This window comes from Synechococcus elongatus PCC 11801 (assembly GCF_003846445.2).
Taxonomy (GTDB): Bacteria; Cyanobacteriota; Cyanobacteriia; order Synechococcales; family Synechococcaceae; genus Synechococcus; species Synechococcus elongatus_A.
The window spans coordinates 2,459,370-2,481,223 of record NZ_CP030139.2 but is presented as its reverse complement, the minus strand read 5'-3'; the positions used below and the strand labels follow the sequence as shown (position 1 = coordinate 2,481,223).

The following is a 21,854-nucleotide window of genomic DNA, read 5'->3' as shown; positions in this document are numbered from 1 at the left end:
CTTATCGATACCGAACAAACTGCCTCTCTCAGCCCAGCTCGGCCTAAGATCGTCACCAGCACTTGTAGACCCAACATCACCGCCCTATGCCGAGCCCCGCAGCGACTGTCGAGACTGATTCCTTGCGGCAGCCCATTTTGGGTTCTCGCCGCCCCAGCAACTACTTTTGGGCGATCGCAGTATCGATCGGGGGCGTCGGTTTTTTGCTGGCAGGGCTGTCCAGCTACTTACAGGTCAATCTGCTGCCCTTCTCCGAGCCCACTCGTTTGGCTTTCTTGCCCCAAGGCTTGGTGATGGGTCTTTACGGCATCGCAGCAATTCTGTTGGCCAGCTACCTCTGGTTTGTGATTAGCCTCGATGTTGGCGGGGGCTACAACGCCTTCGATCGCGCCAGCCAAAAAGCTACGATTTTTCGCTGGGGCTTTCCCGGCAAGAATCGCCGCGTGGAGATCACCTATCCCCTCAGCGACATCCAAGCGGTCCGAGTCGACATCAAAGAAGGCCTTAATCCCAAGCGAGCGCTTTACCTCAAGGTCAAGGGCCGAGGTGACGTGCCGCTGACTCGGGTGGGTCAGCCGTTGCCTTTGGCAGAGCTGGAATCTCAGGGCGCTGAGCTCGCCCGTTTCTTGGCCGTGCCCTTGGAGGGTCTCTAGGATGCGATCGCTGTTCCGCATTGCAACACAAGGGTTCCTTATTGCCCTTGTCGCTTGGGGACTGACAGCCTGTAGCAGCACCAGCACGTCTCTATCAGCAGCAAATGCCAACCCCAGCGATGTCGCCCGACTGTACCCTGATATTCCTCGGCTTGAGGGCAGCGCCACCGTTGTCCTAACCGTCAATAATCAGCCGATTGAGATTGATGTGCTGGGTGCAGATGCGCCATTGACCGCCGGCAATTTCGTTGATTTGGTCTCAAAAGGGGTTTACGACGGTACCAGCTTCCACCGGGTTGTGAAGGAACCCCAGCCCTTTGTGGTGCAGGGTGGGGATCCGCAGAGCAAGGATCCTAAAGTGCCTGCTCAACAACTCGGCACTGGCTCCTACCAAGATCCCAACACGAAGCAGCTACGCTATCTGCCCTTGGAAATTACGCCAGAGGGAGCCAGTCAGCCGGTCTACAGCCGCCCCTTAGAGCAAGCTGGTGTGAGTCAGCCGCCAAAATTGCGGCACCAACGCGGGGCAGTCGCAATGGCACGTTCTTCGTTCCCTGACTCTGCTTCTAGCCAGTTCTACATTGCACTGTCGGACTTGGGCTTTTTGGATGGCAACTACGCCGTCTTTGGCTATGTTCGCAGCGATATGAGCGTGGTCGATCGCATCAAACAGGGCGATCGTATTCAATCTGCGAAGGTGACGGCCGGTCTCGATAATCTGAAGCGGCCGTGAGTGCAGCTGCGCTTCGTTCAGCCCTGAATCAACTTCCGCCTCAAGTTCGCCAGAATTTGCGTCAAACTGATGCGTTCTGGCGGTCGCTGCGTTGGGGCCGACTAGAGAAACCGCAATGGGTGTCGGAATCGGCGGAAATGCTGGGCGATCGCGATGTCGATGTGTTGATTGCCGGCGGTACGCTGGGACTCCTACCCGCACTTTGGCTCCAGAAGCAGGGTTGGCAGGTTGGCCTGGTTGAGCGAGGCGCGATTCAAGGCCGCGATCAGGAATGGAATATCTCGCGACGAGAGCTAGCAGTTCTGGTTGAGCTGGGCTTGATCAGCGCAGAAGAATTAGAAGCCGCGATCGCGACAGAATTTCCAGCGGCACGGATTGCTTTTCCTAATGGCCCAGAGCTATGGGTCGAAGGCATTTTGAATGTCGGCATTTCGCCGCGCCAATTGATTGCCACGCTGCTGCAACACTTTCGGGCGATCGGTGGGCAGGTGCTGGAGCAGACAGCGATCGATCGCGTTACGGTTCACCCCGATGGCGTGGCTGTCTATTCCGGGCGGCAGCGCTGGTCAGGACGACTATTGCTCGATGCCCTCGGTCATTTTTCGCCGATCGCCCGTCAAGCTCGGCAAGGCGCAAAGCCGGATGCCATTTGCCTTGTTGTCGGGGGCTGCGCGCAAGGCTTCCCATCCAGCGACCACGGGGACTTGTTTGTGTCGCGATCGCCGATTCAGCAGCAGCGACAAGCTTTTTGGGAAGCGTTTCCAGCAGTAGATGGTCGCACTGCTTACCTCTTCACATATATAGATGCGCAGGCAGCACGCCCTAGTCTGCAAAAGCTGTTCTGTGATTACTTCGAAGCGTTACCCGACTATCAGGGCATCGATTTAGCTCAACTGCAATGGCAGCGCCTGCTTTGGGGCATTTTGCCCAGCTATCGCCAAAGTCCTTTGCAGAGCCAGTGGAATCGAATTTTAGCGATCGGCGATAGTAGCGGTGCTCAGTCGCCGCTGAGTTTTGGCGGCTTTGGGGCACTGCTCCGGCATTTGCCGCGCTTGTGTCGGGGCATCCACGAAGCCTTGCTGGCCGACTGTTTGCAGGCTAGTGATCTTGCCTTGTTGCAGCCGCATCAGCCGAGCCTGACGGTGACTTGGTTGTTTCAGCAGAGCATGACAGTTCCGCTCGATCGCAAACTGCCACCCGACAGTATCAATGAGCTACTGGGGCGCATTTTTGCGGTGATGGATGGGTTAGGGCCGAAGACGCTCAAGCCGTTTCTGCAGGATGTGGTGCAGTTTCAGCCCTTGGCCAAAACCTTGCTGATGACGACACTACTCCATCCGGTTTTAGTGGCGAAGCTGTTGCCACAGTTGGGACTCAAGCCCTTGCTGCAGTGGCTGCCAGAATTTTTGCAGTTAGGGCTCTATCGATCGCTGGCAATCGCGGGTGAACCAACAGACTGGCTCACTGACATCACTCCTGCGGAATTTCAGCAGCGTCGCCGCCGCGAAGCGTGGGTTTACGGCTCGGGCTGCGACTATCACTAAAAGCTAATTGGATCGACATCGATCAGCAGGCTGACGCCCTTGCGACAGAACGATCGCAGTTGGTCAGGTTTCAGCCAATTCCAGTCGCGATCGGGCGGTGATTTCAGCAGAATTTGCCAGCGATGGCGACGGGCAATGCGGGCAATATTGGCGGGCGCAGGACCCAGAATTTCGACTGATTCCAGTGCCTGCTCACGCAGATGATCCGCGATCGCTTCCGCTGCTTGGATGACAGCATCCTCGTCTAATCCGCTGCAACTAAGTAGTAGTAGTCGCTGGGCAGGCGGATAGCCGTGGGCTTGCCGCTCTTGCAGTTCCTCACTCAAGAACTGGCTGTAATTATGGTCAGCCAAATGCTGTAAGACCGGATGATCGGGGCTGTAGGTTTGGACAATCACCCGTCCGGGGCGATCGCCACGACCCGCTCGACCCGCCACTTGGATCAGGGTTTGCAGCGATCGCTCGCTGGCACGAAAGTCAGGCATATGCAGCAACCCATCCGCTGCCACCACACCGACAACCGTCACCTGGGGCAGATCAATGCCTTTCGTCAACATTTGCGTGCCCACTAATAAACTGGCGGGCTGCGATCGAAATTGATCTAGCACCTTTTGGTGGCCACCCTTTTGGCGCGTTGTATCGCTGTCGTATCGGAATACTGTCAGTTCAGGGAAGAGACGCTTCACTTCAGCCTCAACACGCTGGCTACCACTACCAAAGTTTTTGAGATAGGGCGAATCGCAAACCGGACAACGCTGCGGTTGGGCTTGGGTGTAGTTGCAGTAATGGCAGCGCAGCAAGGATTGATCGAGAATTTGATCCAGGTGATAGGAAAGTGAGACATCGCAGTGGGGGCAGCCGATCGCGGTGCCACAAGCTCGACAGGAAACAAAGGTGCTGTGGCCACGCCGATGGATAAAGAGGATGCCTTGTTCACCTCGTTGCTGCAGATCGATCAGCGCTTGCTGCAGCTTTGTGCTGAAAATTGAGCGATTGCCGTTCGCCAGTTCTTGCCGCAGATCGACAATCTCAATTGGTGGCAGCGATCGCGCCTCAACCCGATCGGGCAATTGCAAATAGTGCGTCTGCGATTCTGTTCCCTGAGTCGTCGCCCAGGTTTCCAAAGCGGGAGTTGCAGAACCGAGCAGGAGTGGACAGCCTTCCAGTTGCGATCGCCATTGCGCCACCTGCCGGGCGTGGTAGCAAGGGGCGGTTTGCTCTTGTTTAAAGCTGCTGTCGTGTTCTTCATCCAGAATGATCAGCCCCAGATTGGGCAACGGCGCAAACACCGCCGACCGCGTACCAATCACGACCCGCGCTCCACCGAGCAACATCTGTCGCCAAGCATCGTAGCGTTCACCATCCGAAAGGCCACTGTGATAAAGACAGAGGCGATCGCGGCCAAATCGCTGTTGGAAGCGTTCAGTCAATTGCGGCGTCAGGCCAATTTCGGGCACAAGAACCAGCACCGATCGCTGCTGATCTAAAAAAGGTGCGATCGCCTGTAGGTAGACCTCAGTTTTGCCAGAGCCGGTGACGCCATGGAGGAGCAGAGTCTCACCAGCATCTGCTTTCTGGATTTGGGCAAGGGCTGCCGCTTGAGCCGGTGTCAACACACGCGGCTGATCAGCTTCCACATCCGTGGTCTGGATGCCACTCCGTAGTCGTTCTTTGGGGGCGATCGCCACACAACCAAGTTCCGTCAAGCGATCGAGGAGTCCACGACTGGCCCCAGTTTGCTGCTGAAACGTCTGAAGCCACGCTTCACCACCTGACTGTTGCAGCTGAGCGACGATCGCCGCTTGGCGTTGAGTCAGTCCTGGCAATCGCTGTACTAAGGTGATCGCGAGTTGTTGTTTTGCTTGAGCGCTTTTCCCTAGGCAGATGTAGCTCTCGACACAGCCAGCCTGCAGGAGTTCGCGCAATCCTTGAGGAGCCTGAGGATGCTGCTGACAGAGATAGCGCCAGCTATACCCCGTCTCAAGATTTTTCTGAAGCAGAGGCCAAATCCTTTGAGCGGCCTGCGATCGCAGGATGGGTTGAGCACCGCGCAGGGCACGAATTCGCCGCTGCGATCGGCGTAGAAGCCCTGGAGGAAGAGCAGCTCGTAGTACCTGTGTTAGAGGCACATGGTAGTAGTTGGCCGTGCGTTCCAGTAGATCCCAGTAGTGCGCTTGAAAAAAACTCTGGGCAACAACTTCATGGATCGACCGAATTCGGGCTGGGTCGAGGTCGTCGGGACATTCTGCCAAGACACGGACCACTAGCCCACCAACCAAGCGATCTCCAAAGGGCACGAGCACCACGTCTCCCAGGGCGATCGCCATCTGAGAATTAACGGCATAGGTGTAGGGCGCTTCAACTCCAGGACAGTCGACCAAGACTTCAGCCCAAACCTGAGGTAGTGCAGGATGCATCATGTCGCCGGCGCGCCATCCCTCCAGGCTGGACATGGCTAAGATCCGAGATTCAAACAACAGTCACTGAGCGTTTCTGAATTATGGTGTCCTTGCTCCAAATCCGTGCAGCCCAGCCGACCGATCTCCCCGAGATTCTGAAGCTGATTCGAGAGTTAGCCATTTTTGAAGAACTGGAGCACCAAGTTGTTGAAGATCCCGATCTGCTGGCAGAGCATCTCTTTGGTCGTCAACCTTATGCCTACGTACAAATCGCTGAATGGGAGGGCGCGATCGCCGGTTATGTTCTCTACTTCCTGACCTACTCCAGCTTCCGGAAGCAACCCAGCCTCTATTTAGAAGACCTCTTTGTACGGCCAGCCTACCGTCGCCAAGGCATTGCCACAGCGCTGCTCCGACAATTAGCGACGATCGCCGTAGAGCAACAGTGTGGACGCGTTGAATGGGCAGTTCTCGACTGGAATCAGCGGGCGATCGCTTTCTACGAAGGCTTGGGTGCCAAGGTCTTGCCAGACTGGCGAATTTGTCGTTTGGAGGGATCGGCAATCGGTAATTTTGCCGGCATTCTGACCGCTTAGATAGCAAACGTGCAATTTCAACAGGGCAAGCTACAATCGAAGGGCTTCGAGGCAAGACCGGCAGCTCGTCGTTGTTTGGTCCTCGCCCGAGGAATCTTTGAAAGCTCCCACAGTCTACTCTGCCTTTGGAATTTTGCTCTATGCATCCGAAGGCGATTTTTGGTGTGAGGAAGCAAAGACCCCAGTTTTCTAGGCGCGATGACGCTGCTGATTTCAATCGATAAGGAGCAAGAGGAAGCCGGCATGACTCAGGCCACCGAATTACTCGATCCCGCGCTCAAACCGGCGGAAGCCAAGCCGAAACGGAGTAGTCGCAAAAAAGCAGCGACTGCCGTCGTTGAGCCTGAGGCTGCGATCGCACCAACGGCGGATGTCGATGCGATCGATGATGAGGAATCGGTTGGCGAAGACGAGGATGCGGCGGCCAAAGCCAAAGCCAAAGTCCGTAAAACTTACACAGAAGATTCAATTCGGCTATATCTGCAAGAGATTGGTCGCATCCGTCTTCTGCGGGCTGACGAAGAGATTGAACTCGCGCGTCAAATTGCTGACCTACTAGCACTGGAACGCGTTCGGGATGAGTTGCTCGAGCAGCTCGATCGCCTGCCCAGCGATGCTGAATGGGCGGCGGCTGTGGATTCTCCGCTCGATGAATTCCGCCGCCGATTGTTCCGGGGTCGCCGCGCCAAAGACAAGATGGTGCAGTCGAACCTGCGGTTGGTGGTTTCGATCGCCAAAAAATACATGAACCGGGGTTTGTCCTTCCAAGACCTGATTCAAGAAGGCAGCTTGGGTCTGATTCGGGCCGCTGAAAAGTTTGACCACGAAAAAGGCTACAAGTTCTCGACTTACGCCACCTGGTGGATCCGCCAAGCCATCACGCGGGCGATCGCCGATCAAAGCCGCACGATCCGCCTACCGGTTCACCTTTACGAAACCATTTCTCGCATCAAGAAAACCACCAAGCTGCTTTCTCAGGAAATGGGTCGCAAGCCGACTGAGGAAGAGATCGCGACTCGCATGGAGATGACGATCGAGAAACTGCGGTTTATCGCTAAGTCAGCCCAACTGCCGATTTCACTGGAAACTCCGATCGGTAAAGAAGAAGATTCCCGCTTGGGTGACTTCATCGAAGCCGATGGTGAAACGCCAGAAGATGAAGTCGCCAAAAATCTGCTGCGCGAAGATCTGGAAGGCGTGCTCAGCACCCTCAGCCCCCGCGAGCGTGATGTGCTGCGTCTGCGCTACGGCTTGGATGACGGCCGCATGAAAACGCTGGAAGAAATTGGCCAGTTGTTTAATGTCACCCGCGAACGCATCCGCCAAATCGAAGCCAAAGCGCTACGGAAACTGCGTCATCCCAACCGCAACAGCATCTTGAAAGAGTACATCCGCTAGGATTTACGCTTCATTTTCTAAATGACTTTAAACGCTGCCTAAGAGATTCTTGGGCAGCTTTTTAGTTGAGGCTGAAGATACTTCTTGGACCGATGGTCGTAGCTTATGGCTAATCAAGGTTGAACGCTGACCAGCGTTCCTTCTTCAACTAACTCAAATAGAGCGCGAATATCACGGTTCTTCATCCGCACGCAGCCATGGGAAACCGCTTGTCCAATTAAGGATTCAGCAGTCGTCCCATGGAAGCCAATCGAGTTTTTACCATCGCTCCAAAAACCAATCCAGCGATCGCCCAGAGGATTATTGGGACCAGGCGGCACCAGTTTGCCATTCCAAGGGTGCTGCCAAGTGGGATTGACGATTTTACTGGTGATTCGAAAGGTACCGCGGGGTGTTTCCCAACCGGGTTTACCAATCCCAACGGGATAGCTGGCGATCGCTTGGTTGTCGCGGTAGACCGTCACTCGCCGCTGCCGCAAGCTCAAGACCAACTTGGTGGTAGGTGCCGGGGCAGGGGGTGGCGCGATCGTTGCTTCGACTGGAAGGGCTGGCACCGCCATCGTGGCTGGTGGCGGAATCGGAATCGCCGCAACGGGGCCGGCGATCGCACAACAGGCAATCAGCAAGCTGGAGTTCCAGAGAAAGCGCAGCGCCATAGCAGCAAGACAGAATTCGGAGAATCTGTTTTTACTGTAGTCAGCTGATCCGGCGAGCGTCGAGGCCTGTCATCCGTATCAATAGCCCTGTAGAACAGGGCTCAGACTAGAGAACGTTCTATTCAATTTCTTCAAGATTATGCGACAGGCGATCGCTTAGATTGCCCTCAGCCAGTCATGAGTCCAGTTTGGGAAAGTCAGCGAACCGACAGGCTAACTCACAACAAAATCACGATCGCAATCAGAATCAAAGCCAGCGCACCTGAAAAGTAGAGTGCTCTCATAAACTGCCGCGAGACAAGACCGATCAGCAGGCTCAAAAGGATCCCGAGCAGAATCAATCCGATGTAAATTGACGCTTCGCCGCGCTGAGAAACCAAAGGATTGCTCCCAGCAGCTTGAGCCAAGAGCAATCCTTCTGACAGCAACAGTATTGATGCTGTCATTGCGGGTTACAGCGCACTCATAACCGAACGAGCGGCTGCCAGCGTTGCATCAATGTCCTCTTCGGTGTGTGCCAAGGAGGTGAAGCCCGCCTCAAACTGCGAGGGCGCAAGGTAAATGCCTTGCTCCAGCATGCCGCGATGGAAGCGACTGAACTTTTGCAAGTCCGACTTTTTGGCATCTTCGTAGTTGTGGACAGGCCCTTCGGTGAAGAAGAAGCCAAACATGCCACTCACATGACCACCGCAAGCGGCATGACCCGTTTCTTGGGCGATCGCCAGTAAGCCATCACTCAGGCGCTTAGTGATCTGGTCAAGATATTCGTAGGTGCCGGGCTGACGCAGCAGTTCCAAGGTTTTAATCCCTGCAGTCATCGCCAAGGGATTCCCCGACAAGGTGCCCGCTTGGTACATCGGGCCAGCCGGTGCAACCAGCTGCATAATCTCGCGCTTGCCACCGTAGGCTCCTACCGGCAAGCCGCCGCCGATAATTTTGCCCAAGGTCGTCAGGTCGGGCGTGACCCCAAATTTTTCCTGCACACCACCGTAGGCAATCCGGAAGCCGGTCATCACTTCGTCAAAGACCAGCAGGGCATCATGCTCCAGCGTGATTTCCCGCAGTCCTTCCAAGAAGCCAGCATCCGGCACGATGAAGCCCGAGTTACCGACGATCGGCTCGAGGATGACCCCAGCAATTTCACCTGGATTCTCGGCGAACAGCGCTTTGACGGCTTCCAAATCGTTGTAGGGCGCGGTCAGTGTATTTGCTGTCGTGCTCTTGGGCACACCCGGCGAGTCCGGCAGGCCAAGGGTAGCAACCCCAGATCCGGCCTTGACCAAGAACATATCGGCGTGGCCGTGGTAGCAGCCCTCAAACTTGATGATCTTGTCGCGCCCCGTATAGGCCCGCATCAAGCGCAGCACCGCCATACAGGCTTCGGTGCCGGAGTTGACGAAGCGCACCATCTCGATGCTAGGAACCGCATCGATCACCATCTCAGCGAGGACATTCTCCAGAACGCAGGGCGCACCAAAGCTCGTGCCCTTGTCCATCGCTGCCTTCAGAGCTTCGATGACTTCTGGATGTGCGTGCCCACAAATGGCAGGGCCCCAGGTGCCGACGTAGTCGATGTAGCGATTACCGTCCACATCCCAGGCGTAGGCATCTTTAACGCGATCGAAGACGATGGGCTGACCGCCAACGGACTTAAAAGCACGCACCGGCGAACTGACGCCACCCGGCATCAGTTTTTGAGCCGCTGCAAAAATTTCGTCTGATTTGATGGTTTTAAAGGGAGAGGACGTGACCAAAGCAATCTCCTCGCAAACAAGCCGCGCGTCGCCAGCGAGCGATGCTGACAGCTCTCGTATTATCTCGCATTGGCCCCATCCCCCGAGTGATCTGTTAGGGACTGTTGCAACCTCTCAGCAGTGATCTAGCGATCGCCCTCTTTGAGGCTAGTTGCACAAAGGCTTTGCAGCGTTGTCAAGAGCAGTTGCGGATCTAGTGGCTTGGGCAAGACCGCTGCAACCTGTTCCGTGAGCGCTGGCTCAACCGGTGTCTCTCCCAAGAACAACACAAGTGGCGGATGAGGATCGGCTTGATGTTCGCGCAAATACTGGAGGAGCAGCACGCAAGTTTCGTCAGGCGCAGGCCAAGCCATCAGAATGACGATGGGCTGCAGCAGGTCAAGTTGATCGAGCGCCGTGCTGCCATCCACCAGCCAGATGACTTTGAGGCCAGCTGCTGTCAACATTTCGCAGACAACCGTTGCGGCCTCTTCATCATTCTCGAGGAGCAGCACATGACCAGGGGGCAAATGGCTCAGTGAGGGCTCTGCTTCTATCAGTGCAGGCACACTTTGTTCAGGGATCCAAACTGTGAAAGTACTGCCTTGCCCCACACTCGACTCCACTTGAATGTGGCCGCCGTGCAGTTCCACAAGCTGCTTGGTTAGAGCGAGGCCCAGTCCCGTCCCCCCGTATTGGCGACGAATAGAGGTGTCCAGCTGCTGAAACTTTTGAAAGAGATGGGATTGCTCACTTTCGGGGATACCAATGCCTGTGTCGCTGACTTGGAAAACTGCGCGATCGCCTTCACGCCACACCCGAAGAGACACCATCCCTTGGGGCTCGGTAAATTTGACGGCATTACTGAGGAGATTGATCAGAATTTGCCGCAGACGTTTGGGATCGGCACGAAAGACATCAATGCGATTATTCAGCTGTAGATCGAGTAGGAGGTGAATATCTCCAAGTCTCGCTTTTTCTTGGAGTGTATTGAGCGTCTGCGTGGCAAGACGAGAGAGGGAAAAAGGACGAACTTGCAAAGCAGCTTTGCCAGCCTCAATCTGAGAGAGATCGAGGATGTCATTGATTAACTCCAGTAGATGTTCACCACTATCATGAATCGCTTTGATATATTCTCGTTGCCGTTCCGTTAGGGGACCAAAAGCCCACCGCAGGAGAGTACTCGACATCCCGATCACGCAAGTCAACGGTGTTCGTAATTCATGGCTCATGGTTGCCAAGAATTCACCTTTTGCTGCATTTGCTGCTTGGGCTAGGGCCAACGCGTCAATCAATTCTTGCGTTCTTTCAAGGACGCGGTTTTCTAGCGTTTGAGTTTGATCTTGCAACTGGCTATAAAGTTGTGCCTGATAAATCGCGATCGAAAGATGTTCAGCAAGATGCTGAAGAATGTCCCGTTCTCGGGGTTGCCAGCGGTGATCCTGGTGGCATTGGTGGGCGACTAACAGTCCCCAAATTCGTCCCTGAACGAGAATCGGAATCTTACAGACCGATCGCACCTGAACCCGTTCGTAGAAGGCATACTGTTCAGGCAGTCTTTCCTGATAGAAACTAACCGTATCGATTAGAACTGTCTCGCCCCGTTGGAACCGTTGCCACTCTTCCGTTGTAATGAGCAATCCTGGTTGAACAGCCGGATCAAGTACTGAGAGCAAGGCATCATTACGGCGATCCTCATAGGTAATGTAAGACTGGCAGGGAATATAGAGAGGCCACGTCTGGTCTAAGCCATCATCGAGGCACTCTGGCTTAAATTGATAAATAATCGTGCGATCGGCATTGAGCAATTGCCGAATTTCACGAATTGTTGTCGTTAGAATCTCTGAAAGATCGAGACTGAGACGAATTTGCGCTGAAACTTGGCTGATCAGGCGATCCTGTTCTTCTTGCCAATGCAAGGCTTGTTCCAGCGGTTGACAGACTGAAACAGCCGGATATTGCGGAGCAGGCAGCATGTGATCTGCTGCGATCGCAGTAATCAAAAGATTACTAAATTGACTGACTAGTGCTGGATCTAAGCTCAGATCACTGAGTTGATCGAGAACAGGCTGATAGTCGACAGGCAAGCCCACCGACTGACAGTAGTGGTGAATGCTATCAGCTCCAAATTGCACACTCACGTGATGGGGATCGCTGAGAGATTGTGCTTGGTTATACTCAGCAGACGTGCGTCCTAACAACAACAACTGAAAGCCAGCTGCAATCGCGATCGCACAATCACCCACTTGTGCCCTCTGCTGGGCATGGAGCAATCGACTATCCCAATAAAACCCTTGGGGCAGGGTTGCCACAAAATCCTGCAGGATCGCTTGTAGTTGAGCAAAACCTTCAGGAGTCAGCCGCTGGCTGGCGAAAAAACAATTTGAAGAGGGTGCCAGCATAGGCAAAACCTGTGGTTTAACAGGCTTTTAGTCGTTTAACTGCATTGTTACAGAGATTTTTTCGACTACTGAGAAACTCCCCACAGGCTTTTAACATCTGGCTGATTTCTTTACGCAAGCTCGGGATGGTAGCCAGCAGCCGCGATCGCGGACTGAATCTTGGCAGCGGGACAAGTGGTCGTCACCGTGACGCGTTTAGAACTGGGGTCGGTTTGCACCTGAGCCTGCGGGTCGACGGTCTGAACCGCTGTTTCAATCGCTGCAGCGCAGGCACCACAGGCCATATCAGGTACTTGTAGCTGAATTTCGGGCATGAGGACGTTCGAACGCACACTGTTGATTTCATTCAGTCTAGGCCAGCCCTTGTCCTCGTTAGACTGAGAGCGATCGCGCAGATAGTGGAAGAGAGATGCCGGTTAGTCGTCGCCAATTACTCGTCAGTTCGCTCTTAGCTTTACCAGCCCTTGTTTTAGCCCCGCGATCGGCTCAAGCACTTGGTGGCCCTCAGCCCCCACTGGGTGAACCAGCTCCAGACTTTTCCTTGCCGACGGATGACGGGCGCGATCGCCTTTCCCTGGCAGATTTTCGGGGTCAGTGGCTGGTGCTCTACTTCTATCCCAAGGATGGAACGCCCGGCTGTACCCTGGAAGCCCAGCGTTTTCAACAAGATCAGACGGCCTACGCCGAACGCAATGCCCAAGTGGTCGGAGTCAGTGCCGATGATGTCAGCAGCCATAGTCGTTTCCGGGAGAACGAAGGGCTGTCCTACCCTCTGCTCGCTGATGTCAAAGGCGAAGTCAGCAAGCGCTACGGTTCGTGGCTAGCCCCTTTCAGCCTGCGCCACACCTACATCATCGATCCCGAAGGGGTGCTGCGTGCGAGCTTCACCGCCGTGCGGCCCGTAATCCACAGTAAGGAAGTCCTTGCCAAGCTGGATGAGCTGCAAGCCGCTTAGTTGAGCCAAGCGATCGCGGTGGGACTGCTCCTAGTGCCAGTTATTGGGCTGCGATCGCTGAACAATGACTGGATTCTCACCTGCTAGTCCAGAATCAGAAACAGTGTGATTGCCCCGAGTGTAGTGCTGTGATTCTGGATGCTCGACTGCCCAGTGGCCCCCTAGCTGGGGCTTGGCAGCGCTACCGCGAAACGCTGCCGCTGATCAGTCCGCTGCGCAAGCGACAGTTTGAGGTTTTGGTGGTCGGTACGGGACTGGCCGGAGCCTCTGCTGCCGCATCGTTGGCAGAACAGGGCTACCGAGTCAAGGTCTTCACCTATCACGACAGTCCGCGTCGGGCCCACAGCGTGGCGGCCCAAGGGGGCATTAATGCTGCCAAAAACTACCAGAACGACGGTGACAGCGATTTCCGGCTGTTTGCCGACATGCTTAAAGGCGGTGACTTTCGATCGCGGGAAGCTAACGTCTATCGTCTTGCTGAACTGAGCAGCGCCATCATCGACCAATGTGTCGCGCAAGGTGTGCCTTTTGCTCGCGAATACGGCGGCACCTTAGCCAATCGCACCTTTGGCGGCGTTTTAGTTTCTCGAACTTTCTATGCTCGTGGCCAAACCGGCCAGCAGTTGCTCTATGGGGCTTATGGCGCCTTGATGCGTCAGGTCGCAGCTGGGACGGTGGAATTGCACACCCACGCTGACGTCCTGGATCTGATCACGATTGATGGACAAGCGCGGGGGCTGGTGATCCGCAACCTGCAGACAGGAGATCTGTCTGTCGAGGCGGGCGCAGCCGTTCTGCTCTGTACTGGTGGCTATAGCAACGTCTATTTCCTCTCAACCAACGCAGTCAAGTCCAATGCTTCGGCGACTTGGCGGGCTCACCGTCGAGGGGCGTTCTTTGCCAACCCTTGCTTCACCCAAATTCACCCGACCTGTATTCCCAGTGGTGCGGCCCATCAGTCAAAACTGACCTTGATGAGCGAGAGCCTGCGCAATGATGGCCGCGTTTGGGTGCCTGCACAACCGGGCGATCGCCGATCGCCAGATCAAATCCCTGAAGGCGATCGCGACTACTTTTTGGAAAAGCGCTATCCCCGCTACGGCAACATGGTGCCACGGGATATTGCCTCACGTCAGGCTAAGCGAATTTGCGATCAAGGCTATGGCGTCGAACCGGCGGGACGTGCCGTCTATCTAGATTTTGCCGAGGCGATCGCACGCGATGGCAAGGCCGAAATTCAGCGCAAATACGGCAACCTCTTCGACATGTATGCCCGCATCAGTGGCGAGGATCCCTACGAAACGCCGATGCGGATCTACCCTGCTCCGCACTACACGATGGGCGGGCTTTGGGTGGATTACAACCTGATGAGTAATCTGCCAGGTCTATTCGTGTTGGGCGAAGCCAATTTCTCAGATCACGGAGCCAACCGCTTGGGTGCCAGTGCCTTGATGCAAGGCCTTGCGGATGGCTACTTCATCGCCCCCGCCACCGTCACTGGTTGGTTAGCCAGTCAGTCGCTAACGCCAGTCACCACTGATCATCCTGCCTGCCAAGCTGCACTGGCTGAGGCCCAAGCCCGCATTGACCAATTGCTCGCCGTGCAGGGCGATCGCAGTGTTGATAGCCTGCATCGTGAACTGGGCGAGATTTTGCTGGACGCCTGCGGCATTAGCCGCGATCGCGATCGCTTACTCAAAGCACGGCAGCAGGTTCAACAACTCCAGCAGACATTCCGCGATCAGGTCCGAGTCCCCGGCTCAGCTACCGGTTTGAATCCCGAGTTGGAGAAAGCGCTGCGGCTGGCTGACTTCCTTGAACTGGGTGAGCTGATGATTGTCGATGCCCTGCACCGCGAAGAATCCTGCGGGGCGCACTTCCGGGAGGAATATCAAACCGCAGAAGGTGAAGCGCAGCGGCGGGACGATCAGTTCAGCTATGTTGCCGCTTGGGAATACACCGGAGGAGAGCCCAAACTCCATCAAGATTGCTTGGAGTTCAAGACGTTATTACCGAGTCAACGTAACTATCAGTAATCCCCCAATCTCAGCACAAAGAGGATTAGTTTACGCACAGAGTTCCTCTAATTGCTGACGTTCCCAGAGACTGCGATAGAGCCCGTCAGTTGCTAACAGTTCGCGGTGCGATCCACTCTGCACTAAGTGACCGCGATCGAGGACCAAAATGCGATCAGCCGTTGCTGCCGCTGCTAATTGGTGTGAGATAAAGATCACGGTGCGCTGGCGATCGCGATCGCTATTTAAGGCTTGCAGGATTTGTGTTGCCGTTTGGTTGTCCACACTCGCCAAGGCGTCATCCAAAATCAGCACCGGCGCTTGCAATAACAAGGCTCGGGCTAGAGCGGTTCGTTGGCGTTGGCCGCCCGACAGCGTGATACCGCGTTCGCCAACCAAGGTGTCATAACGACGCGGGAAATTGAGAATTTCGCGATCGATTTGCGCTTGCTCAGCTGCTGTAATAATTTCCGCTTCGCCAGCCTCGGGATTGCCATAACGAATGTTGTCTCGAATCGGCAGGCTAAACAGAAAACTATCCTGGGGGACATAGGCGATCGCCCGTCGCAAACTGTTCAATGACAGTTGCGTAACGTCCATGCCATCCAAGAAGATGCTGCCATTTGGAACATCCAATAGACGGGGCAACGCATTGGCTAACGTTGATTTTCCTGCACCAATTGGCCCTACAATCGCGATCGTTTCGCCAGACTGAACACTAAAGCGAATATCGGAGAGTGCAGGTCGTGGCTGTCCTGGATAGTGAATCGTCAGGCCATCCACTTTAATAGCCCCAGTTAATTCGGATGGCGGCACCACGATCGCTTGGGGATCATCCTGAATTTGGGGCGGATGCTGGAGAATTTCTTCAATGCGATCGACGCTAACTTCACCACGTTGGAAAGCGGTAATCGTAAAGCCAAGCAATGCTGTCGGGAAAACAAGACGCTCGACATAGAGAATTAAGGCGATCAAATCACCCACAGTAATGCGATTACCTTCAATCGCTTGGCCACCTAGCCAGAGCAAAATCAGGAGACTAAAACTCGCTAATCCTTCTAAAAGAGGGAAGAGTAAGTTCCGGGTTTTGGTGAGCTTTAGGTTGGACTTAAGCAGTTTTTGATTACGCCGTCCAAAAGCAGCTCTCTCATTTGCTTCCTGCGCATAGATCTTGATCAGCGAGATACCGCTCATATCCTCTTGGATGAGCTGGCTGATTTCTGACAACTCCTCCTGAACATCTTGCTGTTCTTGTCTCAGTCGCTGGCTAAAAAGCTGAACTAATAACAACAGGATGGGATAAACCGCTAAAGCAGCCAAACTCAGCACTGGATCGATCGCCAACATCAAAGGCAGCGTCAGTGCATAGGCAAAAATTGTGTTGACGAGGCTGAGGACTGCAAAGCCCACCAAGCGGCGAATACTTTCGACATCGCTGGTGGCACGGTTGATCAAATCCCCCAGCGGCATGTTGGCAAAATAAGTGGGTTCTAAACGCAGCAAATGCTCAAATAAGCGCTGCTTCAGATCGAACTCAACCTTACGCCCCACACCAAACAGCAAGATCCGCGAGGCCATGCGGATCAGCCACATCACCGACGCTAAGCCCAAGATGAGGCTGCTGTACTTGATGACATCGCCAAAACCGAGGCCGTCTTGCACGTCATCCACGCAAGTCCGAATGAGCAAGGGCAGGACGACACCCACGCCATTGACGGCCAACAACGCCACCACCCCCAGCAGAGCAGGCCGCCAGTAAGGACGGATGTACTGCCCCAAGATGGCGAGGCGCTGGCGCGAAGAATACGAAACGGACATCCACAGCTCGGTGACGGCAACCTGTTGATCCTAGCGATCGCCAGCAGGGATGTTCCGAAATTGTGCCTCAGCACACTCGACAAAGCGCAAAAAATGCTATCAGAGCTACGTCAAGGCAGGGCAGTGACTTACTTGCGATCGCAGCGCCAAATGCCGTAGCAGGAAATCAACAGCAGGATGAATAGCGGAGCGACCCCCAAGAGATCGCTCCAGTTGCCATCCGTCACCGCAAGAAGCAGCACCTAGCGGCCTTTCGGTCCTAGCCCGATCGCGCCTGCGTAGACTGCGTTTTCACCTAGTGCCGCTTCGATGCGCAGCAAGCGGTTGTACTTGGCGATCCGTTCGCTACGGCTGAGCGAACCAGTCTTGATCTGCCCTGCACGAGTTGCCACCGCCAGATCCGCGATTGTGGTGTCTTCGGTTTCGCCAGAGCGGTGGCTGATCACCGAGCTGTAGCCGTTACGGGTTGCAAGGTCGATCGTGCGCAGCGTTTCGGTCAGGGTACCAATTTGGTTGAGCTTGATCAGCACAGAGTTACCAATGCCTTGATCAATACCCGACTGCAGGCGATCGGGGTTGGTCACAAACAGGTCATCGCCAACCAATTGGATGCCACTGCCGAGCTGCTGGGTCAGGGTTTTCCAGTTGCTCCAGTCATCTTCTTGCAGGCCATCTTCAATCGAGACGATCGGATATTGGCTGACCAGATCGGCCAGGATGCCGATCATGCCAGCAGGCTCGTGGCTGACGCCGTCGCAGGTGTAGAGGCCGTTTTTATAGAACTCGCTGGAAGCGACGTCCATCGCCAAGGCAACCTGCTCGCCGGGCTTGTAGCCTGCAGCTTCGATCGCGGTCAGCAGTAGTTCCAAAGCTTCTTTGTTGGAGCCGAGGTTCGGCGCAAAACCGCCCTCATCACCAACCCCCGTCGCTAAGCCTTTGTCCTTCAGAACTTTGGCGAGAGCATGGAAAACTTCCGCGCCCCAGCGTAGCGCTTCTTTGAACGTTGGCGCACCGACCGGCATGATCATGAACTCTTGGAAGTCCACGTTGTTATCGGCGTGGGCACCGCCATTGATCACGTTCATCATTGGCACGGGCAGCACGTTGGCCAGCGGGCCACCCAAGTAGCGATAGAGCGGCAGATTCAGGCTGGTCGCCGCCGCATGAGCCGTGGCCAAGGAAACGGCCAGAATTGCGTTGGCACCCAGATTTCTCTTATTAGGAGTGCCGTCCAGCGCGATCATGGCCTTGTCGATGCCTTCTTGATCCAGCGCGCTAAAACCGATCAGCGCGTCTTCGATCGCGGTGACATTGTCAACGGCTTTTTGAACGCCTTTGCCGCCATAGCGACTGGGATCGTCGTCCCGCAATTCATGGGCTTCGAAAGTCCCTGTTGAAGCACCACTGGGAACTTGGGCTAAACCGACGGAGCCATCTTCGAGTTGGACTTCTGCTTCAACCGTAGGGCGACCCCGCGAGTCGAGAATTTCGCGGGCTGTGATCGCGGCGATCTGCGTCCCGTAATCGTCTAGCATCGGCGGCAGTCTTCCTTGGCTATGTGACAGTCGAAGCAACAGGGGCACTACAAAAAGCGCATCCCGGAAGTGTGGCGATCGCCGACGTTAAGGACATCAACGAGGCCGTTACAAATCATACCGGCTTGCCTTTCAGGGTTTTGCGTCGCAGCGATCGCGGCGCACTTCCTTCCACAATGGGAAACGAATCTCAGCCGGAGGAACACCTGATGCGATTACTGCATACGATGCTGCGAGTCGGGAATCTGGAGCGATCGCTACAGTTCTACTGCGAGGTCTTGGGCATGCGATTGCTGCGCCGTAAGGACTATCCCGGTGGGGAATTTACCCTGGCTTTTGTCGGCTATGGCGATGAAGCCGATCACACCGTTCTTGAACTCACTTACAACTGGGGCAAGGATCAGTATGAGCTCGGGGATGCCTACGGTCACATTGCGATCGGGGTGGATAATATCTACGCCACTTGCGAAGCCATTCGAGCCCAGGGCGGGAAAATTAGCCGCGAACCGGGTCCGATGAAACACGGCAGTACTGTGATTGCCTTTGTTGAAGATCCCGACGGCTACAAGGTTGAGTTAATTCAAACCGGGACTTCTGGCGCCACTACCCAGCCAGCCGCCTAAGCTTTGAGTCGCGATCGCCAGTCTCAGCCAGCCTGAGATAGTGGAAGTAGGGCGATCGCTTGCCCATCCGTCAGTTTTAGAGCCTCCATGCAGCCCACCGACCCCAATCGTTTTACAGACCAAGCCTGGGATGCGATCGTCGAATCGCAAACTGTGGCTCGCCAACTGCGGCAGCAGCAGTTGGAGGTTGAGCACGTCCTGCTGGCCTTGCTCGATCAGGAGTCGGGGGTTGCGGCGGAAATTTTGGCGAAAGCAGGGGTAGCCGTTGCGAATCTGCGGCAGCCACTTGAGGATTTTGCGCGGCGACAACCTCGTAATGCCACAGGGACTCAGCTCTACCTCGGGCGCGGCCTCGATCGCCTGCTGGATTTAGCGGAACGGGCGCGAGAACTCTGGCAAGACGAGTTCATCGGCGTTGAACATTTGCTGATGGGCTTTGTCGAGGACGATCGGATTGGCCGCCGCCTCTGCCAAGGCTTCAAGCTCGATGCCAAAACGCTGGAGACAACCATTCAGGAGCTGCGATCGCCCGCTGCCGATGAGGCCGAAGCGGAAGAAAGCGAGCCCAGCTATCCTTTCCTCAACAAGTATGGTCGTGATCTGACGGCGCTGGCCGAGCAAGAAAAACTCGATCCGGTGATCGGCCGCGATCTAGAAATTCGTCGCGTCATTCAAGTGCTGTCGCGGCGCAGCAAGAACAATCCCGTGCTGATCGGTGAACCGGGAGTGGGTAAAACTGCGATCGCGGAAGGCTTAGCCCAGCGGATTGTCGCCGGTGAAGTACCGGATTCGCTCAAGCAACGGCGGCTGATCAGCCTCGACATGGGCTCGCTGATTGCTGGCGCGAAATATCGCGGTGAATTCGAGGAGCGGTTGCGGGCAGTTCTGCACGAAGTCACCCACTCCGATGGCCAGATGGTGCTGTTCATCGACGAGTTGCACACCGTCGTCGGAGCTGGCGCGGGTCAGCAAGGCAGCGCCATGGATGCGGGCAACCTGCTCAAGCCGATGCTGGCACGGGGTGAACTGCGCTGTATCGGGGCCACAACGACCGACGAGTATCGCCGCACGATCGAGAAGGATCCGGCCCTAGAACGCCGCTTCCAACAGGTCTACGTCAGCCAGCCCAGCGTCGAAGACACGATCGCGATTCTGCGTGGTCTCAAAGAACGGTACGAAGGCCACCACGGGGTCAAGATTACCGACGGTGCTCTGATGGCCGCAGCCAAACTCTCGCATCGCTACATCAGCGATCGCTTCTTGCCGGACAAGGCGATCGACCTAATCGACGAAGCTTCGGCCCAACTGAAGATGGAGATCACCTCTAAGCCCAGTGAGCTGGAGGATTTGGAACGACGGCTCCTGCAACTGGAAATGGAGCAGCTTTCCCTCAGCGGAGAGAACGGGCAGGCAACAGTTCACAGCGATCGCCTTCAGCAAATCCAAACAGAACTACAGACACTCCAGGAACAACAAGCCCGACTCAATCAGCAGTGGCAGCAGGAAAAACAACTGCTAGAAGAACTGGGCCATCTGCAGGAGGAAGAAGAAACTCTGCGTCAGCAGGTCAATCAGGCCGAGCGCGAACATGACCTCAACAAAGGCGCTGAGCTGAAATTTGGGCAACTGGAAGCCCTGCAACATCAGCGGCAGGCGATCGAGGAACAGATTCAAGCCCTGCACGCCAATGGTCAAACCTTGCTGCGCGAGCAAGTGGAAGAGGCTGATATTGCCGAAATTGTGGCGCGCTGGACCAACATTCCCGTGCAGCGCCTGCTGGAATCGGAACGCCAGAAGCTACTCCAGCTCGAAAGCTTCTTGCACCAACGGGTGATTGGCCAAGATGAAGCGGTCGTCGCTGTCGCTGCCGCGATTCGCCGTGCCCGCGCTGGCATGAAAGATCCCAGCCGCCCGATCGGTTCTTTCCTCTTCCTCGGGCCAACGGGCGTCGGTAAAACCGAACTGGCTCGCGCCCTCGCCAACTGTCTGTTTGATGCGGAAGATGCACTGATCCGCTTCGACATGTCGGAGTACATGGAGAAGAATTCCATCTCGCGGCTAATTGGTGCGCCCCCCGGCTACATCGGCTACGAAGAGGGCGGTCAGCTCTCAGAAGCCATCCGCCGCCATCCCTACGCGGTAGTGCTGTTCGATGAAGTCGAGAAGGCGCACCCCGATGTCTTCAACCTGTTGCTGCAGGTTCTGGATGATGGCCGGATTACCGACTCACAAGGCCGCACCATCGACTTCTGCAACGCCGTGATTGTGATGACTAGCAACATCGGCAGCCAGTTCATTCTGGAAATGGGCGAAGAAGACACCAGCCTCGAAGCTGTGGAGCTGAGAGTACTAGGGGCGCTAAGGCAGCACTTCCGTCCGGAATTTCTCAACCGAATTGACGACACAATCCTGTTCCAGCCACTCTCGCGCAGCCAGCTCCAGCAAATTGTTGACATCCAGTTACAGCGACTGAAACGGCTACTGGCAGAACAGGCGATCGCCCTCACGGTTACACCAGCAGCGGCGGCCAATCTCGCCGATCGTGGCTACGACCCGGTCTACGGGGCACGCCCACTCAAACGAGCAATCCAGCGTTTGGTCGAAAATCCGGTGGCTTCGTTGATTCTCGAGCAGCAGTTTGAAGCCGGCGACTCGCTAATTGTCGATGTGGATGCCGAAGGACAGTTGCAATTTCAAGTCAGTAAACCTGTTGCAGCGACTGTCGTTGAGCCGGATGATAGCCCCGCGATCGAAGTCGAAGCCATTCCCTCCTAGGGGATTTTCCGTTACTCTA

The 21,854-nt window shown here is 55.5% G+C and carries 17 protein-coding genes; 9 read left to right on the top strand and 8 right to left on the bottom strand.

Annotation, left to right across the window (positions count from 1 at the left end):
• Positions 1-86: 86 nt before the first annotated feature.
• Genes DOP62_RS12390 through DOP62_RS12380 form a run of 3 tightly spaced genes read left to right on the top strand, consistent with a single transcriptional unit; the run spans position 87 to position 2,930 of the window.
• A complete protein-coding gene (locus DOP62_RS12390) occupies positions 87-653 on the top strand; it encodes a photosystem I assembly protein Ycf4 (RefSeq protein WP_208674409.1) in 567 nt (188 codons plus the stop codon).
• A gap of 1 nt (position 654) precedes the next feature.
• A complete protein-coding gene (locus DOP62_RS12385; protein ID WP_208674411.1) occupies positions 655-1,386 on the top strand; it encodes a peptidylprolyl isomerase in 732 nt (243 codons plus the stop codon).
• A complete protein-coding gene (locus tag DOP62_RS12380) occupies positions 1,383-2,930 on the top strand; it encodes an FAD-dependent oxidoreductase (RefSeq protein ID WP_261789886.1) in 1,548 nt (515 codons plus the stop codon). The genes DOP62_RS12385 and DOP62_RS12380 overlap by 4 nt, the downstream gene beginning before the upstream one ends.
• Here DOP62_RS12380 and priA read toward each other — a convergent pair.
• On the bottom strand, positions 2,927-5,383 hold the full coding sequence (priA, locus tag DOP62_RS12375; RefSeq protein WP_261789887.1) for a primosomal protein N': 2,457 nt from the start codon (positions 5,381-5,383) through the stop codon (positions 2,927-2,929). The two genes, DOP62_RS12380 and priA, sit on opposite strands and share 4 nt — an antisense overlap.
• Positions 5,384-5,430: 47 nt before the next feature.
• Between priA and DOP62_RS12370 the strand changes: the two genes are divergently transcribed.
• Both DOP62_RS12370 and rpoD read left to right on the top strand, forming a co-directional pair.
• Positions 5,431-5,925 carry a GNAT family N-acetyltransferase gene (locus tag DOP62_RS12370; protein WP_208674413.1) on the top strand — a complete coding sequence of 165 codons (495 nt, stop codon included), beginning with the start codon at positions 5,431-5,433 and terminating at the stop codon, positions 5,923-5,925.
• A gap of 198 nt (positions 5,926-6,123) precedes the next feature.
• On the top strand, positions 6,124-7,323 hold the full coding sequence (gene rpoD / locus DOP62_RS12365; protein WP_208674415.1) for an RNA polymerase sigma factor RpoD: 1,200 nt from the start codon (positions 6,124-6,126) through the stop codon (positions 7,321-7,323).
• Positions 7,324-7,436: 113 nt separating this feature from the next.
• On the opposite strand, the gene DOP62_RS12360 is transcribed toward rpoD, so the two are convergent.
• The 5 genes from DOP62_RS12360 to DOP62_RS12340 all read right to left on the bottom strand — a co-directional run bounded on the left by DOP62_RS12360 (position 7,437) and on the right by DOP62_RS12340 (position 12,428).
• Positions 7,437-7,979, bottom strand: a complete 543-nt coding sequence (locus DOP62_RS12360) for a L,D-transpeptidase (protein ID WP_208674417.1) — start codon at positions 7,977-7,979, stop codon at positions 7,437-7,439.
• Positions 7,980-8,197: 218 nt separating this feature from the next.
• Positions 8,198-8,425, bottom strand: coding sequence for a hypothetical protein (locus DOP62_RS12355; protein WP_208678064.1), 228 nt, complete (start codon positions 8,423-8,425; stop codon positions 8,198-8,200).
• 6 nt (positions 8,426-8,431) lie between these two features.
• Positions 8,432-9,733 carry a glutamate-1-semialdehyde 2,1-aminomutase gene (gene hemL / locus DOP62_RS12350; RefSeq protein WP_208674422.1) on the bottom strand — a complete coding sequence of 434 codons (1,302 nt, stop codon included), beginning with the start codon at positions 9,731-9,733 and terminating at the stop codon, positions 8,432-8,434.
• Between the two features lie 125 nt (positions 9,734-9,858).
• Positions 9,859-12,114: a circadian input-output histidine kinase CikA gene (gene cikA / locus DOP62_RS12345; protein WP_208674424.1), complete on the bottom strand. Its 2,256-nt coding sequence runs from the start codon at positions 12,112-12,114 to the stop codon at positions 9,859-9,861.
• Between the two features lie 110 nt (positions 12,115-12,224).
• Complete coding sequence (locus DOP62_RS12340; protein WP_208674426.1) at positions 12,225-12,428, bottom strand: heavy-metal-associated domain-containing protein; 204 nt, start codon at positions 12,426-12,428, stop codon at positions 12,225-12,227.
• Positions 12,429-12,523: 95 nt separating this feature from the next.
• On the opposite strand from DOP62_RS12340, the gene DOP62_RS12335 reads away from it, so the two are divergent.
• A complete protein-coding gene (locus tag DOP62_RS12335) occupies positions 12,524-13,069 on the top strand; it encodes a peroxiredoxin (RefSeq protein ID WP_208674428.1) in 546 nt (181 codons plus the stop codon).
• 128 nt (positions 13,070-13,197) lie between these two features.
• Positions 13,198-15,105: a fumarate reductase/succinate dehydrogenase flavoprotein subunit gene (locus tag DOP62_RS12330; protein WP_208674430.1), complete on the top strand. Its 1,908-nt coding sequence runs from the start codon at positions 13,198-13,200 to the stop codon at positions 15,103-15,105.
• Between the two features lie 30 nt (positions 15,106-15,135).
• Here DOP62_RS12330 and DOP62_RS12325 read toward each other — a convergent pair whose 3' ends face one another.
• Complete coding sequence (locus DOP62_RS12325; RefSeq protein ID WP_208674432.1) at positions 15,136-16,902, bottom strand: ABC transporter ATP-binding protein; 1,767 nt, start codon at positions 16,900-16,902, stop codon at positions 15,136-15,138.
• A 242-nt stretch (positions 16,903-17,144) separates the two neighbouring features.
• The gene (gene eno, locus DOP62_RS12320) at positions 17,145-18,437 is read right to left on the bottom strand and encodes a phosphopyruvate hydratase (RefSeq protein WP_208674434.1); all 1,293 of its coding nucleotides are present in this window, start codon (positions 18,435-18,437) and stop codon (positions 17,145-17,147) included.
• 209 nt (positions 18,438-18,646) lie between these two features.
• Between eno and gloA the strand changes: the two genes are divergently transcribed.
• Entirely contained in the window at positions 18,647-19,060 is a 414-nt protein-coding gene (gloA, locus tag DOP62_RS12315) for a lactoylglutathione lyase (protein ID WP_222610298.1), read from the top strand.
• 87 nt (positions 19,061-19,147) lie between these two features.
• Positions 19,148-21,835, top strand: a complete 2,688-nt coding sequence (clpB, locus tag DOP62_RS12310) for an ATP-dependent chaperone ClpB (protein WP_208674442.1) — start codon at positions 19,148-19,150, stop codon at positions 21,833-21,835.
• Positions 21,836-21,854 lie beyond the last annotated feature (19 nt).